Source organism: Nocardiopsis sp. NPDC006139, from assembly GCF_040614155.1.
In the GTDB taxonomy this organism is placed as follows: Bacteria; Actinomycetota; Actinomycetes; order Streptosporangiales; family Streptosporangiaceae; genus Nocardiopsis; species Nocardiopsis changdeensis.
The window spans coordinates 168,941-185,880 of sequence record NZ_JBEXTT010000001.1 but is presented as its reverse complement, the minus strand read 5'-3'; the positions used below and the strand labels follow the sequence as shown (position 1 = coordinate 185,880).

Annotated in this window: 9 protein-coding genes; 7 read left to right on the top strand and 2 right to left on the bottom strand. The window is 72.2% G+C overall.

Annotation, left to right across the window (positions count from 1 at the left end):
- The first annotated feature begins 44 nt into the window (after positions 1-44).
- From ABZ249_RS00755 to ABZ249_RS00740, 4 genes are read left to right on the top strand one after another with little or no spacing between them, the layout of a single operon-like run.
- Positions 45-3,959 (top strand): hypothetical protein, encoded by a 3,915-nt coding sequence (locus tag ABZ249_RS00755; protein WP_355255296.1) that lies wholly within the window; start codon positions 45-47, stop codon positions 3,957-3,959.
- Positions 3,956-6,823, top strand: a complete 2,868-nt coding sequence (gene pglZ, locus ABZ249_RS00750; protein WP_355255293.1) for a BREX-2 system phosphatase PglZ — start codon at positions 3,956-3,958, stop codon at positions 6,821-6,823. The genes ABZ249_RS00755 and pglZ overlap by 4 nt, the downstream gene beginning before the upstream one ends.
- Positions 6,824-6,845: 22 nt before the next feature.
- Entirely contained in the window at positions 6,846-8,168 is a 1,323-nt protein-coding gene (gene brxD / locus ABZ249_RS00745; protein ID WP_355255290.1) for a BREX system ATP-binding protein BrxD, read from the top strand.
- The gene (locus ABZ249_RS00740; RefSeq protein ID WP_355255287.1) at positions 8,169-10,304 is read left to right on the top strand and encodes a DEAD/DEAH box helicase; all 2,136 of its coding nucleotides are present in this window, start codon (positions 8,169-8,171) and stop codon (positions 10,302-10,304) included.
- Between the two features lie 61 nt (positions 10,305-10,365).
- Here ABZ249_RS00740 and ABZ249_RS00735 read toward each other — a convergent pair whose 3' ends face one another.
- Both ABZ249_RS00735 and ABZ249_RS00730 read right to left on the bottom strand, forming a co-directional pair.
- Positions 10,366-12,291: an RDD family protein gene (locus ABZ249_RS00735; RefSeq protein WP_355255284.1), complete on the bottom strand. Its 1,926-nt coding sequence runs from the start codon at positions 12,289-12,291 to the stop codon at positions 10,366-10,368.
- Entirely contained in the window at positions 12,288-12,677 is a 390-nt protein-coding gene (locus ABZ249_RS00730) for a hypothetical protein (protein ID WP_355255281.1), read from the bottom strand. Before ABZ249_RS00730 ends, ABZ249_RS00735 begins: the two co-directional genes overlap by 4 nt.
- A gap of 765 nt (positions 12,678-13,442) precedes the next feature.
- Here ABZ249_RS00730 and ABZ249_RS00725 point away from each other — a divergent pair.
- The 3 genes from ABZ249_RS00725 (at position 13,443) to ABZ249_RS00715 (ending at position 16,498) form a co-directional block, all read left to right on the top strand.
- Positions 13,443-14,816 carry a serine/threonine-protein kinase gene (locus tag ABZ249_RS00725; protein ID WP_355255278.1) on the top strand — a complete coding sequence of 458 codons (1,374 nt, stop codon included), beginning with the start codon at positions 13,443-13,445 and terminating at the stop codon, positions 14,814-14,816.
- Between the two features lie 138 nt (positions 14,817-14,954).
- Positions 14,955-15,350 (top strand): hypothetical protein, encoded by a 396-nt coding sequence (locus ABZ249_RS00720; RefSeq protein WP_220562164.1) that lies wholly within the window; start codon positions 14,955-14,957, stop codon positions 15,348-15,350.
- A 206-nt stretch (positions 15,351-15,556) separates the two neighbouring features.
- Positions 15,557-16,498 (top strand): MBL fold metallo-hydrolase, encoded by a 942-nt coding sequence (locus ABZ249_RS00715; protein ID WP_355255274.1) that lies wholly within the window; start codon positions 15,557-15,559, stop codon positions 16,496-16,498.
- The last annotated feature ends 442 nt before the right edge of the window (positions 16,499-16,940 follow it).

Genomic DNA, 16,940 nt, shown 5'->3' with positions numbered 1-16,940 from the left:
GCACGGCGGGTCCGGCGGAAGCGAAGGAGAGGTAGTACACCCCCATGGCACAGCAGCAGCCCCTGCTCCGGGATGTCATCGACATCAAGGAGTCCATCTCCACCTCGGACTTCGTCCTGAGCCTGGCCGAGGCCGTCACCTCCGAGGGCACCGAGGCGGCGCTCCGCGACTACGTGGTCACCGACAAGCTCCTGGACAACTTCGACGAGGCCCTGAGCCTGGTCCGGGCCGCGCTGGACGGGCGGACGTCGAAGGCCGCCTACCTGCACGGCTCCTTCGGTTCCGGTAAGTCGCACTTCATGGCGGTGCTGCACGCGCTGCTCACCAACCACCCGGCGGTCCGCTCCCGGGGCGACTTCGACCCGGTGCTGGGCAAGCACGAGTGGCTCGCCACCGACGGGCGAAAATTCCTGCTGGTGCCCTACCACATGCTCGGCGCCAAGGCGCTGGAGCAGCGGGTGCTGGGCGGCTACGTGGAACACGTCCGCAAGCTGCACCCCGACGCCCCTACCCCGCAGGTGTACCGGACCGACGCCCTGTTCGACACCATCCGCTCCATGCGCAGGCGGATGGGGGACGCCGCGGTCATCGAGGGGCTGAGCGCCACCTCCTCGGACGGCGCCGATGGCGCGGCGGACGACGATGACGACTGGGACACCTTCGCCTGGACGCCCGAGCTGCTCGACACCGCCCTGAACACCCCGGAGGCGGCCGAGGGCGTCGAGCTGAACCTGGTGGACCCGAGCACCCCCGCCGAGCTGCGGGCCAAGCTCGTCAACGACGCCGGAACGAACCTGCTCACCGGGTTCGCCAGCGGTGCGGCCGAGGACGAGCACGGGTTCATCTCCCTGGACGCCGGGCTGTCCGTCATCGCCGAGCACGCCCGCTCGCTCGGCTACGACGGGCTGGTCCTGTTCCTGGACGAGCTGATCCTGTGGCTGGCCACCCTCATCCACGACCAGCGGTTCGTGGCCCGCGAGGCCGGCAAGATCACCAACTTCGTGGAGGGCGGGGACGCCAGGCGCGCCATCCCGATCGTCTCCTTCATCGCCCGCCAGCGAGACCTGCGCGAACTGGTGGGCGAGGAGGTGTCCGGCGCAGCCGAGTCCTCCATCCAGGACACGCTCAACCTGGCCTCGGGACGGTTCGACAAGATCACCCTGGAGGACCGCAACCTTCCGCAGATCGCCCACGCGCGCCTGCTCAGGCCCAAGGAGGGCAAGGCCCCGCTCGTCGACGAGGCCTTCGCCCGCACCAAGCGGTCCGGCGGCCCCCAGGTGTGGGACGCCCTGCTCGGTTCGGACCACGGCGCCACGGGCGCCGACGAGGACTCGTTCCGGCTCACCTACCCCTTCTCCCCGGCGTTCATGGACACGCTGGTGCACATCTCCTCCGCGCTCCAGCGCTCCCGCACGGGTCTGAAGCTCATGGGCCAGCTCCTCGCCGACCACCGCGACGACCTGCGCCTGGGCGACCTGGTGCCGGTGGGCGACCTGTACCCGGTGATCGCCCAGGGCGGCGACAAGCCGTTCGTGGACAGCCTCAAGGTGGTCTTCGAGGCCGCCGACAAGCTGTACCGCAACAAGCTGCGCCCCTACCTGCTCAACACCTACAACCTCTCCGAGGACGAGGTTGACCGGTACCTGCACCACCGCGACCGGATCCAGGACCCAGGCCTGAAGGGGCGCTGCTCGGCGTTCATCGGCGAGAACCGTCTGGTGTGCACCCTGCTGCTGTCGGCCCTGGCACCGAGCACCCCCGCGCTCAGCGACCTGACGATCCGGCAGCTGGGAGCTCTCAACCACGGCTCGGTCCAGGCGCCCATCCCGGGCACCGAGGTCGACATCATCAGGAACAAGGTCGCCGAGTGGGCGGCCCGGTTCCCCGAGATCAAGGAGACCGGCACCCCGTCCGCACCCGGTGTCCGGCTGGAGCTCACCGGGATCGACGTCGACTCGGTCGTGCAGAACGCCGCCGTCAACGACAACGCGGGCAACCGCGCCGCCCTGGCCAAGCGGCTGCTGGCCGAGGAACTGGGGGTGGAGCGCGCCGACGGCCGCCTGGGCGCCGACGACCTGCACCTGGTCTGGCGGGGCTCCCAGCGGACCGCCGAGGTGGTCTTCGGCAACCTCGCCGACGAGGACGAGCTGCCCGACCACGACCTCCAGCCTCAGATGGAGGACCAGTGGCGGATCATCATCGACCTCCCCTTCGACGAGAACGACCGCACACCGCGGGACGACGCCACCCGGATGACGACCCTGCGCCAGCGCCAGGGCGAGGGCCACCGCACCCGTACGGTGGCGTGGATCCCCGACCACCTCTCCGCGCAGCGGTGGGCGGACTTCCGCCGGCTCGTCATCATCGACCGGGCCCTGGCCGACGAGGGCCGGTTCGCCAACCAGTACGCGGCCCACCTGAACGCCGACAACAAGGACCGGGCCAAGGGCCTGCTCCAGTCCCAGCGCGAAGCCCTGCTCAAGCAGGTCAAGGCCGCGTTCAAACAGGCATACGGGCTGGCGGAGAAGAAACCGGGCGACGTGGTGACCGGTTTCGACGACCACTTCCACGCCCTGCCGGACATCAGCGGACTGAAGGTCTCCATCGGCCAGTCCATGCGCGAGGGCATCCGCCACGTGGTGGGCAAGCTCCTGGCACACCAGTTCCCCGAGCACCCCGACCTCGACCCGGAGGGCACCGGCACCGCGGTCAGGTCCGGTGACGCCAGGACCGTGTTCACACACGTGCGCGCCGCCGCGGAGAAGAGCGACCGGCGCACCGAGGTCCCGGCCAAGGACCGCGCCGTCATGCGGCGCGTCGCTCAGCCGCTCGGTCTCGGACAGCAGAAGGAGGCCTACTTCGAGCTGTCCACCCGGTGGGCCGACCACTTCCACGCGCAGGCCCGCGCCGAGGGCGTCACCGGGGACCTGAGCCTGACCCATCTGACCGACTGGACCGACAGGCCCGGGCGGCGCGGCCTGGAACCGTTCCTGGCCGCACTCGTCGCGGCCTCGTTCGCCGAGATGACCGACCGGGTGTGGGTGCGCAACGGGGTCCCCCTGGACCCCGTCCCCGAGCTGACCAAGTTCAAGCCGGGCGACGCGCTACGCGAGCAGCCCAGCCCCTCCCAGGATGACTGGGACCGCGCACGCGGCCGCTTCGAGGCGATCTTCGGGGAGAAGGTGCCCACGCTGCGCCGGGGCCGGATGGTCAACCACTTCGCCCGGCAGATCACCCAGGCCGCAGGCGCCCACCGTGAGGCCGCCGCGGACCTGGTCCGCAAGCTGGAGGAGCACTCGGTGTTCCTCGGTCTGGACGAGACCGGTGAGACCGGCCGCCTGGCCCTGGCCCGCCGCTCGCACGAGCTCCTCAAGGAGTTGGCGGAGGCCGGGCAGGGGACGGCGGGCACGAGTGGGGCCAAGCGCACCATCGAGGCGCTGGCGCGGTTCGACCTGGGCCCGGCCAATCCCGAACGGTACGGGACCTCGATCAAGCAGGCGCACCGGGTGGCCGGGGCGCTGACGGCCGCCTCCTGGGACACCCTGGAACTCGCCGAGGGCCAGGGTACCGAGGGCCACTCGCTGCTGGAGTCGTTGCGCGGGGTGGCACGGGCGGACCAGTTCACCGCCGACCTGGTGGAGGCGTTGGAGCAGACCCGCCGCAAGGTGACCGCGCTCATCAAGAAGAACCAGCCGCCCGTCACGCACCCCCCGGTGCCCGATCCGGTCATCAAGCCGGACGACGTGTCCCTGGTCGACGGATCCAGCCACCCGCCCGTGACCCCCGGCCGGAGTGAGGGGAGCGGTACCGAAGGTGGCACGGGCACGGTGCGCCGCTCGGGTGTCGCGCACACCACGGCACGGGAGGCCGCTCGCCGACTGGAAGCGGAGCTGTCCGCCCTGCGCAGCACCCGGCCCGACGCCACCGTCGAGATCACCTGGAGGGTGGTGGATCAGTGAGCGCCACGACGACGGCCGTGCCGCGGCTGACCCTCGCGGCCCTGACCCAGCACCTGGCCGCCCAGAAATCCCTGGAGGACTCCCTCACCGGTACCGGACGGCGGCGCGCGGTCCTGCTGCGGTCCGCCCCGGAGTGGACCGGCCCGGTCGAACACGGCTGGGACGGGGGCAGGCGCGCCCGTGTCGCGGCGGCGCCCTCACCGCTGGCCGTGCACGAGCTGGTCATCGACCACTTCGCCCGCACCGACGGAGCCCGGCTCCTGGTCGTCCTCACCGACCGGGAGCAGGACGAACTCGACCCGGCCGTCCTCGCCCGCGTGCACAAGCAGCGCGTGGAGGACGTGGACGGCTGGGACGTGGTGCGGGAGGCGTTCGGCGCCGAGGCGGTCGACCCCCGGCTCAAGGACGAGGGCTGGGCCTCCGAGTCCCTGCTCGACGCCCTGCCCCCGGGAGGCTGGCCCCGCCTTCCCGGCGGGACCCTGTCCCGTCGCCACGCCCTGACCGAGCTGGCCCTGCGCCGCCTGCGCCTGGGCCGCTACGGCGACACCACAGACCAGGCCGCGGAGGGCCCCGGGGACCTCGACACCCACGCGCTGCTGCGCTGGACCACCGTTCCCGGCAACACCGAACTCCTCCTCGCGCTGCGCGGCCCCGAGAGGTCGGGGCTGGAAGCCTTCCTCGGGGAGCCCGAACAGGCCGGACCGGCCGGCCGTGTTCTGGTCGCCCTGGCGGAGGCGGGACACGGTCAGGACGCGCTGGCCTACGGCCTGGTGTGCTCGGCGCTGTGGAACGACGGCTACGAGCCTGACGCCGCCGCTTACCGGGCCCGGGGGCGGGCCGAGCGGTGGCTGGGCGAGGAACCCCCCGCCCAGGGAGAGGCCCTGGACGCGCTGCTCACCGTGTTCGGCCGCTCCTGTGCCGACTACGTGTCCACGCTTCTCACGGTCGGACGCCAGGCAGGTGACGGAGCGCGGCAGGCGCTGCGGATCACCGGCCCCGCCCTGGACCGGGCCTCCCGCCTGGCCGAGCAGTTCGGCGCGGGCACCGCAGCCGCACACAGTCCCCTCCTCCGGGAGGGGCTGGACGTGCGCTTCGCCGCCGTCGGGCGCGCACTGGCCGCCGGCCTGCCCGAAGAGGCCGCATCCGCCGTTGCGCGGCTGGAGGCGCACGAACTCGCAGAGGACGCCGACACACGGGTGCGCGTCGAGCGCGTCCGAATGGGGCGTCGCTTGGTCCGGTGGCTGGCCACCGACCCCGTCGCCGAGACCGACACCGTGGCCTCGGGGGTGGACCGGCAGATCTCCGACACCGGATGGGTCGACCGGGCGCTGGACCACATCGAGGCGGGCGGGGACCCCGACCCCGAGCTCAGAGCCGCCTACGCCCGCCTCGGCGCGCGGGTGCGGGAGCGGCTCCACGAGATCGACCGCTCCTTCGCCCGGACCCTCGCCACCTGGACGGCGGCGGGAACCGACCCCGGCTCGATGCTCACCGTGGAGACCTTCCTGGAGCGCGTCGTGCGCCCCGTGGTCGCGGACAGGGCCGGGTACCGGATCCTGCTGCTGGTCCTGGACGGGATGAGCGCGGCGATCGCCGCGGAGCTGGCCGAGGAGCTGCGCCTGCGCTGGGCCGAGTACGATCCCCTCCCCGGCACCGCCGACTCCCCGCCGCGGCGGCGCGGGATGGCCGCCGCACTGCCCACCCTGACCGCGATCTCCCGCACCTCGCTGTTCGCCGGTCGGCTCATGAAGGGCTCCCAGACCGACGAGCGCAGGCTCTTCCCGCAGCACCGGTTCTGGCGCGGTGCGCCCGCCGCCGTCTTCCACAAGGACGCGCTGCGGATCGAGCAGACCGGGGACCCCTTCGACACAGGGTTGACCGAGGCCCTGACCGACGGGCGCACCCACGTCGCCGTCGTCCTGAACACCATCGACGACCGGCTCGCCAAGGAGCAGAAGCTCGGGGACGGAGCGTGGGGGCTCAAGGACGTCGGCAAACTCCCCGAGCTGCTGACCGTGGCCGCCGAACAGGGGATGGCGGTCATCCTCACCAGCGACCACGGGCACGTCGTCGACCGGCACGGGAACGCCGTCGCGGCCGACGCCGTCGGCTCCGCCCGCCACCGCGAACCCGGAGGGTTGCTCCAGGACAGCGAGGTCGTCCTGTCCGGACCCCGGGTGGTGTGGCCCGAACCGGGCGCGGAGATCGTCGCCCTCTGGGACGCCGACTCCCGCTACACCGCCCAGAAGGCGGGGTACCACGGCGGTGCCTCCCCGGCCGAGTTCACCATCCCGGTCCTGGCGTTCCTGCCCTTCGGAGCCGAACCCCCCAAGGGCTGGCGCGAACTCGGCGACCAGCAACCGCGGTGGTGGGACACCGGCGGTGCCCCCGAGACCCGCCGCTCTTCCGCACCGGAGAAGCCCGTCCCGGTCCGGCGGAACCGGCCCACGAAGCAGCAGGCCGAGATCGAGCAGACCCACGACGCCCTGTTCGACGTCGCCCGGACGCCCGAGCAGACCGCGCCCGTACCTGCGGCGGAAGCCGGCGGCGGGCAGGCCCTGGCCCGGCGCCTGTGCGGGTCCGGCCTCTTCCGAGCTCAGACGGAACTGCTCGCCCGCAAGCCCAACAGGGCGGCTCTGGACCGGATCGAGCAGGCCGTCGGGATCCTCCTGGAAGCCGGGACCCTGCCCACCACGGCGCTGGCCCAGCGGGTGGGCCACCCCCAGGGGCGCGCCGACGGGTTCGCCGCCGTCCTGCGCCAGCTCCTCAACTACGACGGGATCCAGGTGCTGGAGACCCTGTCCGACGGGCGGACCCTGCGGCTGAACCCCGCCCTGCTCCGCGAGCAGTTCGAGCTGGAGTAGGCCCCGTGGGAGAGTGGAGGGCGTGAACAACGCAGGATCATCCCGCCCAGCCCAGGTCAGTGCGGCCCGCCGCCGCGGCGTGATCGACGCGCTGCGGCGCGGCGCCGTGCCCGAGAGCGGACTGGACCTCCTCGCGACCGGCCTGGGCCGGTTCGAGCAGGCCCTGGACGAGGAACTGGATGCGGTGGCCTCGGGGGAGGCCCGGTTCAAGGCCGTACGCGGCGAGTACGGGTCCGGCAAGACCTTCTTCACCCGCTGGCTCGGCGAACGCGCCAAGCGACGCAACTTCGCGGTCTGCGAGATCCAGGTCTCGGAGACCGAGACACCGCTGCACAAACTGGAGACCGTCTACCGCCGGATGACCGAGCGGCTGACCACCTCCAGCTTCCCGCCCAGCGCCCTGCGCCCGGTCGTGGACGCCTGGTTCTACGCACTGGAGGAGGACGCCCTGGCCGACGGCGCCACCGAGGAGGAACTGCCCGAAGCGGTGGAACGCCTCCTCACCGCCCGGCTGGCCGAGGTGTCCCGGCACGCCCCGTCGTTCGCGACCGCGCTGCGCGGCTACCGGGCCGCCCTTGCCGAGGGCGACGAGGCCACTGCCGCCGCGGTGCTGGCCTGGCTCGGCGGCCAGCCCCATGTGGCCGCGTCGGCCCGGCGGGCAGCGGGTGTGCGGGGCGACCTCGACCACTTCGGGGCCCTGGGCTCCCTCCAGGGGCTGCTGACCGTCCTGCGCGACAGCGGCCACCCCGGCCTGCTGGTGGTCCTGGACGAGGTGGAGACCCTCCAGCGGGTGCGCTCCGACGCCCGCGACAAAGCCCTCAACGCACTGCGCCAGCTCATCGACGAGGTGTACTCGGGGCGTTTTCCCGGGCTCTACCTGGTGATCACCGGCACCCCCGCCTTCTACGACGGACAACAGGGCGTACAGCGGCTCGCCCCCCTCGCCCAGCGCCTGGCCACCGACTTCACCACCGACCCGCGCTTCGACAGCCCGCGCGCTCCGCAGATCCGCCTGCCCGGCTTCACCACCGACTCTCTGGTGGGTCTCGGCATCACCATCCGAGACCTGTACGCCGAGGGGTCCCGGGACCCCGACCGGGTCAAACGAGTGGCCGACGACGCCTACGTCGCCGACCTGGCGCGGGCCGTGGGCGGGGCGCTCGGGGGGAAGGTCGGGGTGGCGCCCCGGCTGTTCCTGAAGAAGCTGGTGGGCGACGTGCTGGACCGGGTCGACCAGTTCGAGGACTTCGACCCCAGGGAGCACTACCGGCTGACCGTGCGGGGCACCGAGCTCACCGAGACCGAGCGCAACCTCACCGCCGACGACGTCGAGCTGGACCTGTAGGTGGGCGCGGACCCGGTGGACCGGCTCGACCCGGTCGTGCTGCACCACATCGTCAACACGCTGGGCTGGCCGGACCTGCGGCCCCTCCAGCGGGCCGCGATCGGTCCGCTGATGGACGGCGAGGACGCGGTCCTGCTGGCGCCCACCGCGGGCGGCAAGACCGAGGCCGCCTGTTTCCCGCTCCTCTCGGCCATGCGGGCGGGCGGATGGGACGGGCTGTCCGTGCTCTACCTGTGCCCGCTCAAGGCGCTGCTCAACAACCTGGTCACCCGGGTGGACGCCTACGCGAACTGGCTGGGGTTCCGCGCCGGCCTGTGGCACGGGGACACCCGCCCCTCCCAGCGGCGGCGCATGCGCACGGACCCGCCCCAGATCCTCCTCACCACCCCCGAATCCCTGGAGTCGATGCTGCTGGGGACGACCACCGACCACGAGCTGTTCCTGGGCGGGGTCCGGTCCGTGGTCGTGGACGAGGTGCACGCCTTCGCCGGGGACGACCGGGGCTGGCACCTGCTGGCCGTTCTCGAACGCCTGGAGCGGCTGACCGGGCACCGCATCCAGCGGGTGGGCCTGTCGGCCACCGTGGGCAACCCCCGGGATCTGCTCACCTGGCTGCAGGGGGCCGCTTCGGCAGAACGGCCGGGGCGGGTCGTCGCTCCGGGAGTCGACCTCCCGGGTGGGACGGCCGTCGGCGCGACGCCCGCGGGGGAGGTAGAGCTGGACTACGTCGGGTCCGTCGCCAACGCTGCGAAAGTGATCGCGGCACTGCACCGGGGCGAGAAACGCCTGGTCTTCTGCGACTCCCGGCGCCAGGTCGAAGAACTGGGTGCGGCGCTGCGGGCCCGGGACGTCCAGGTCTTCCTCTCCCACGCGTCCCTGTCCGTGGACGAGCGCACCCGGTCCGAGCAGGCCTTCGCCGAGGCGCGGGACTGCGTCATCGTCTCCACCTCCACACTGGAGCTGGGGATCGACGTCGGTGACCTGGACCGGGTCGTCCAGATCGACTCGCCCGACACGGTCGCCTCGTTCCTCCAGCGCATCGGGCGTACCGGGCGGCGGCAGGGGAGCGCCCGCAACTGCCTGTTCCTGGCCACGGACAAGGAGGCGCTGCTGCACGCCGCCGGCCTGCTGCTGCTGTGGAGCCGGGGCTGGGTGGAGCCGGTCGACGCGCCGCCCGAGCCGCGCCACCTGGTGGCACAGCAACTGCTCGCCCTGGTGCTCCAGAAGCACCGGGTCGGCGACCGCCTGTGGCCGCATGAGTGGAACGGCCTCGCCCCGTTCGACCGCTCGGCCGCACCGATTCTGCGCAACATGGTCGAACAGGGGTTCCTGGACTCCGACGAGGGGATGCTGTTCATCGGCCCGGAGGCCGAGCGGCGCTTCGGGAAACGGCACTTCATCGAGCTGACCGCCTCCTTCACCGCACCGCCGCAGTTCACCGTGCTCTCCGGGCGCCAGGAGATCGGGTCGGCCGACACTTCCGTGCTGACGGAGGAACGCGAGGGACCCCGGCTGCTGCTCCTCGGCGGGAGGAGCTGGCGGGTCACCTACATCGACTGGACCAGGCGCCGGGCCTTCGTCGAACCCGCCGACGGCGGGGGAGTGGCCAAGTGGACCTCGGGGGCGGTCTCCGGGCTGTCCTTCGCCCTCACCCGGGCGATGCGCGAGGTCATGCTGGGAACCGATCCGCCCGTGCCGTTCACCGGGCGGGCCCGGACCGCCCTGTCGGAGCTGCGGGAGGAACGGGCACCGTCGTCGGTCCACCCCGGCGGGACGCTGATCACCCGGGAGGGCGACGGCGTGCGCTGGTGGACGTGGGCGGGCTACCGTGCGAACGCCACACTGGCCGCGACGCTGTCCCCGGTCACCGACCCGGTGCAGCGGCCCACGGACTTCTCGGTGCGGCTGCGGGAGGATGTGACCGCTGAGATGTGGGCGAAGGCCAGGGAGGGCGTGCGTTCGGACGGGCCGCTGGTGCTCCCGGACGTGGACCCGCGCGCGGTGCGAGGGCTGAAGTTCTCCGCCGTACTGCCCGAGCGACTGGCCGTCGCGACGGTGGCGGCACGTCTGGCGGACTTCGACGGCGCCCGTCGGGTGCTCGACGAACCGGTGCGAATCCAGGTGCTCGGGTCGTAGAGCGGGCCTTGCCAGAGCGCCTGGGGAAGGGTTCACCGGACGGCGGGGACGGGAACCGCTTTCACTTCTGTACGTGTACCACCAGCGTTCTGGCACCCCGGTCGTGCAGGGCCCGGCGGCGCGGATCAGCCTGCGCAGCCAAGGACTCCAGGAGCACCGCGAGATTCCCCAACAGCGGAATCGTCTGCGGAAGCCCGAAGAAGGCCGCCCTGCCTGCCGCCTGACCGTGCGAGAGCGGGCCGCCGTCGCGCACGTCGACGACCTTGATGCCCACGAGCATCTTGCCGAAGGTCGCGCCCCGGTACCGGAGGTACAACCAGTCGTAGAGGAACAGGAGCAGGCCCCACCCGAAGAAGAACAGCGTCGCGACCGCCGACGACAGGATCTCCATTACGCGTTCCGGCTCCGGAACGAATGACGCCGCGACCGCAGCGAAGAAGACGAGTCCCAGCGCGAAGAGGAAGACCAGCAGGTAGTCGATGATCCTCGCCGTGAATCTCAGTCGTAGGCCGGCCGGCGGATGGCCGGTGGAGACGGACCGCGGCACGGAGGGGACCGCAGGCGGTGCCCCGGGCACTGCAGACCTGGGAGGAGGTATCGCCTGTACCGCTCGAGGAGCGGACGGAGACACCGGCCGAGGCCTCTGCGGCGGTGCTCCGTAACGGCTCCCCGGGATACCCGTGACCTGTGGGCGCGGCGGTGGCAACGGGCCGGGCCGCGCAGATGCGGCTCCGCGTACCGGCACCACATCCACCCGGACGGAGACGGGGGCCGCCCCCGCCCGGCCTTCCAGGAGCAGTTCGGTTTCGAACCCGCCCGGCCTGGTGGTGTCCACCGAGACATCCAGAGCGTCCCCCTGGACCACCACGTGGATCCGGTCCTCACTGGAGCGCGGGACGCAGTCACGGGCCAGCGGCGGACCCAGGAGGCGCACCCTCCGATGCGGTACGGGACCGAACTGCTCGACCCTGCCGAAGTCCAGTACGGCCGGTGAGGGACGGACCACCGCCTCGTCCAGGGCTCGGGAGGCCTCGTCGGCAATGGGCTTGATGTCGTTGCGGACCAGTCCCTGCAGAGCGCGGCACGCGGCTTCTGCGGTCTTCCGATCGGTGCTTTCCAGGCGCATCCGCAGTTCGGGAATCGCTCCCCGGCGGCTGAACACGTCCGAACTGGCAACCGCCCGCCTCAGATCCTCGGGAAGTCCCGCCTCGTCGGTCCTGCGCCTTCTGCTGCGGGCGAGGTACACGTCACCCTGCAGGTGAATGCTCCGGCTGGGCGTCTGGTGGGGGTTCTCCTGCCTCACCCGGTCGTAGACGTAGTCGTACAGCTCGTTGATGGACACGCGCCCGTCCGCGTCCAGGTCCGCCTCTCCCGAAGCCAGCCCGGAAGTGAGTACATGGGTGAAGACCGATGGGCAGACCTGGTGGGTCGCGGCCAGGCGGTCGCCCTCGAAGGCGTACTCCATGGCGTTGGAGGCGGTGATCACGGCCCATCCGACCCCGCTGTCGACGCCTGCGCCCTGAAAGGAGTCGAACACGTTGACATCGCCCCCGGCGCGGGTCCCCATCCCCTCCATGAAGGCGCCGCCATAGCAGCAGTCGAGGAGCAGGACGGTGTTGCGCGCCCGGCTCTCCTTCATACACCTGCGTACGAAGTCCGCGGGCACGGCCGTCGAGGACAGCCGGTTGGGCACGGTGTCGGAGGCCGCGAAGAAGAGCTCTCCGGAGGCGTTCTTCAGACCATGGCAGGAGAATTGCAACAGGAGCGAGTCGTTTCTGCCGCTGTCGGCGAAGAAGTCCTCCACCCGTCTGGCCACCACGTGCGCGGGTTTGTTGTGCAGGACTTTGACATCGAAGCCGCCGACCTCCTGGTCCCCCAGGACGTCGGCCAGGGCGATGGCGTCCTGGCTCGGTGAGAGCAGGTGTTCGAGCTCGTTGTCCTGGTAGGTGTCGGTGGCGACGATCAGGGCGTACCGGTCACCGCTCATGGCCGGTCACCGTTGACCGCATGGCGGTCGGCGAAGAGCTCGAACGCCCGTGCCGCTTGATCCGATGAGACCTCGGAGATCTCCAGGACGTCACCGTCGATCACGATCTTGACGCTCGGTCGTTCCCTCGATCGTGAGCGCCAGGCCCGAACGGTCTCGACGAGCGTGGCCAGGGAGACCGTGGACTGGCTCAGGCTCACCAGTAGCGCGCCGATCTCCGCCGCACCGACACCACGTGCTCCCGGAGGGGCCTTCCCGGTTCGCAGGGGGACGACGTCGCCCACGTCGAGCAGGAGCAGTTCGCGCCGAAGACGGCCCGCCAACTCGTCGAGGCGCTCGGCCGGAGTCCCCTCGTCGCTGAGGAGTACCTGCAGTGTCGTCTCCACCGGCCTGTCCCTTCTGGCGGCGTGTGGGACACCCTCACAACCCAAGGGTTGATTAGGTGTAATTTTGCACCTTTTCATGGTGAATGTGAATGGAGTGCTTCATGGGCGCTCGACTACCTGCCGCTGTGCCACCTGGTCGCCGTGGGGGACCAACGCGCTTTCCTGTGCGGAAGGCTCCGTCCCTGTGCCGATTCCGACCGCTCCGCCGAACCGATGACGCCGTTACAGCCGCCCCTGGCCGACAGTGGCCAGGGGGACGCCCTCTGCTCTGCCGGTCGGAACCGGCCGGGGTGGGCCGTCGGTGGATCCACCGGTGCTCCGGATCGCATCGGAGGCGGGAAGCGTGGTATCGGGGCGGTTCCGAGTCCTTCCTGTCGAGAGTTCCTTCACGGGCCCTGATCCAGGACGAGAGGCCTTACCATGCGAGAATTCCGTCCACCGAGATTTTCATCCCGTTTCATGGAGCACGGCACCTCTGGGGGCCCGTGAAGCCCGGGCGAATGAGGCCTCCGGATTTCCTGGCCGGATTCGGTCGGGGCGTCGGGATACAGCGTCTTGCCGATGGAGGCCGCGGATGCCGGTGTGCCCGAAGGTCGGAGCGGAGGAGGCGGGCTGAAGGCCCGATTCCCTTCGGCGACGTGGGTGGGCACCGTTGATCCGGTATCCGATTTCTTAGTAGGGCCCGCGGCCGGGATGCCTTGGCGTCGGGGGTTCTGGGATCATCGGGGCGACCGAGGAGCGGACCCCCTACGCGAAAGCGGTGCCATGGCAGACCCCCTGCGCGACGGCGACCCGGACAGGATCGGCCCCTACCGGCTGGAGGGGAGGCTGGGCAGCGGCGGGATGGGGCGGGTGTTCCTGGGGCGGTCGCCCGGCGGGCACCGGGTCGCCGTCAAGGTCGTGCGGCCCGAGCTGGCCGGGGACGAGGACTTCCGGCGCCGGTTCGCCACCGAGGTGAAGGCCGCCCGGCGGGTCGGCGGGTTCTACACGGCGCCGGTGGTCGACGCCGATCCCGAGGGGGACCCGCCGTGGCTGGCCACCGCCTACGTTCCCGGGCCGTCGCTGCACCGGGTGGTCGCCGACCGCGGTCCGCTGCCGGCGGAGGAGGCGGCCGCGCTCGGGGCGGGGCTGGCGGAGGGGCTGGCGGCCGTCCACGCGCAGGGGATCGTGCACCGCGACCTCAAGCCCGCCAACGTGCTGCTGTCCGGGGAGGGACCGCGGCTGATCGACTTCGGGATCGCGCGGGCCCTGGACACGACCTCCTACACCCGCACCGCCACGGTGCTGGGCACCGCCTCGTTCATGTCGCCCGAGCAGGTGCGGGCGGAGCGGGTCGGGCCGGCGTCGGACGTCTTCTCGCTGGGCTGCCTGCTGGTGTTCGCCGCCACGGGCCACGGCCCCTTCGGGGAGGGGCCCGGGCACGCGGTCGCCTACCGGATCGTGCACGAGGAACCCGACCTGTCCGGACTGCCCGAGGCACTGGCGGAGGTGGCGCGGGACTGCCTGGCCAAGGACCCCGGGGCACGGCCCGACCCCGGTGCGCTGACGGCCCGACTGGCAGCCCTGGCGCCGGCGGACGGACGGGCCGTCGGCGACGGGTGGCGGGAACCGGAAGGGGCCACCGAGGTCCTTCCCCGGGCAGGGGCGCCGCGGCCGACGGCGGTCGTGACGGAGGCCACGGGTGGGGCGGACGGGCCTCCCGGGGCCGGAACGCACCCGGAGCCGGACGGCCGCACCGGCCGGAGGGCGGTGGGCCTGGCCCGCGCCGCGTTCCTCGGGATCCTGGTCATCGTCGTGCTGGCCGTCGTGGGCCTTCTCTTCCCCGGTTCGCCGACAGAGGCGATCGTGGTGAACCTGGTGGCGGGCCTCATCGAGGCGCCGCTTCTCTTCCTGGGGGCGTGGCGGCTGTCCCGGCGGGGGGAGAACGGGAGGCGGATGGTCATCGGGGCGGGTATCGCGGCGTCCGTGCACGGGGCGAGCACCATCGTGCAGGTCTTCTTCCTGGGAGGGCCGTGGTCCCTGGTGTTGATCGCCATCGTTTTCGGCCTGGTGAGCGCCGGTACGGCGGCCGGTGCCGTGGCCGCGGCCGCCCATCCGGACACCGGCCGCTGGTGCGCGGGCGGGGCCGGGGCGCGGTGAGCGCGGCGCCTCCGCCGCGGCCCGCCGGGTTCCGGACCTAAGACCCTGGAGCGGTTCCCGGGGCTCGGATAGGTTCGCGCCACCGCGCGGTCTCCCGGCCGCCGGTTCACGGCAGTGCGCCGACGCGATGGAGGAAGCGTGTACGGAAAGACCGCTGTCGAGTGGGAGCAACTGGTCGCCGCGACCGTGGGCTTCCTGGAGGAGCGCGCGCGGGCGGGCGCGGTCGTCACCTACACCGAGCTGAGCCGCGCCCTGGTGGTGCGGACCGGGCAGCGGGCCCTGGACTTCTCCCAGCCGGACGACCGGGCCGCGGTGGGGCGGCTGCTCGGCGAGGCGGTGGACCGGACCCTGCCCGAGGTCGGCGCCATGATCTCGGCGATCACCCTCTACCAGGGCGGGAACGACCCCGGACCGGGCTTCTACGCCCTGGCCGTGGACAAGGGGCTGCTGACCCCGAACGCCTCCCCGGCCCAGCGGCTGGACTTCTGGACCGGGCAGGTGAACAGGGTCTACGCCCACTACCGGTACCGCTGACCGCCGGTCGCGGGCCCGGGAAAGAACGGCCCGACGTCGCCCGGCCGGTGCGCACGAAGGCGCCCCGCCTACGGGGTGCGGCCCCTGAGACCCCCGGGCCTCCAGGGCCCGCCACCGTGTTCCCCCGACTTCCCCCGACCTGAGGGAGGACCCGTGGACCTCCGTGCCCGTCCCGAGGGCACCCGGCCTCCGGGCCGGTGGCCCGCATGACCGGGCGGCCCCGGCCGTTCGCCGTGCTCGACGGGTTGACGGCCCCCGACCTCGCCGCCTGGGACGGCCTGTGGCAGGAGCCGGCGCCGCCGGAGCCCGGAGCGCTGCGCGTGAAGTTCCTCGGGGTGTCCACCCTGCTGCTCCACGACGGGGAGCACGCCGTCCTCACCGACGGCTTCTTCAGCCGCCCCTCGCCGCTGCGCTTGGCCCTGGGCGGGATCGCGCCCGACCGGGCGCGGATCAGGGCCTGCCTGCGGCGGTACGGCGTCGGCCGGGTCGACGCGCTCTTCGTGGCCCACTCCCACTACGACCACGCCCTGGACTCGGCCACGGTGGCCGCCATGACCGGGGCGACCCTGATGGGTTCGGCCTCGACCCGGAACATCGCCCTGGGCCAGGGCTTTCCCGGGCACCGGTTCCGGGAGGTGGTGACGGGCCGGACGGTGGAGGTGGGCGGCTTCGAGCTCACCGCGCTGCCCGCCGCGCACAGCCCCGGGGACCGGGCCCCGGGCAGCGTCCGGGTGCCCCTGCGGACTCCGGCGCGTGCCTCCGGCTACAGGACGGGTGACTGCTACGCGCTGCACGTGCGCCACGGCGGACGCGGACTCCTCGTCCAGGCCAGCGCCAACAGCGTGCCAGGGGCACTCGACGGGTACCGCGCGGAGACCGTCTACCTGGGCATCGGTGCCCTGGGCAGGCAGCACAGGGCCTTCCGCGAGCGGTACTGGGAGCACACGGTGACCGCGCTCGGGGCGCGGCGGGTCGTCCCGATCCACTGGGACGACTTCCTGCGCCCGCTGCACCGGCCGCTGCGGCCGCTGCCCCTGCTCTTCGACGACATGGCGGCCAGCATGGACTTCCTGGTCGGGAGGGGGCGGGCCGACGGGGTGTCCGTCCGGCTGCCCCGGTTGGGGCGGAACGCCGACCCCTGGGCCTGAAACCCCGGGGCGCCCCGCGGGAGGCCGGGAACCGGTGCCGCGAGTACGCCCTCATCGTGCTGCGGGTCTCACCGGGGACGTGAGCGAAGCCCGGGGTTCGCGGCGCCTGGGGCTTTTGTCGCTATCCGGACTTCTTCCTCTGGGCGCCGCCGTGGGGCTCGGCTAGGTTCGTCACGCAGCGTGGCCGGCGCCGCGGGCGGCGGCCGCTTCAGAGCCGGCGTGTACGGCAGGGCCGAAGAGGGACGGAATCGGTCGGCTGACGCGGTCGCGTTCTTCCTCGCTGAGAGCGACGGGAGTGCTTCATGCGCACCATTCGGTTGGCCGGAAGCGGTCACCTGCTCGATTCCGCCGCCAGATATTTCGCTGACCTGATAAAACGTGCGTGCCGGAATGGTCGCGGACCGTGACAGAACGGTCCCTTTCGGCGAAGAGGAGTGTGCGC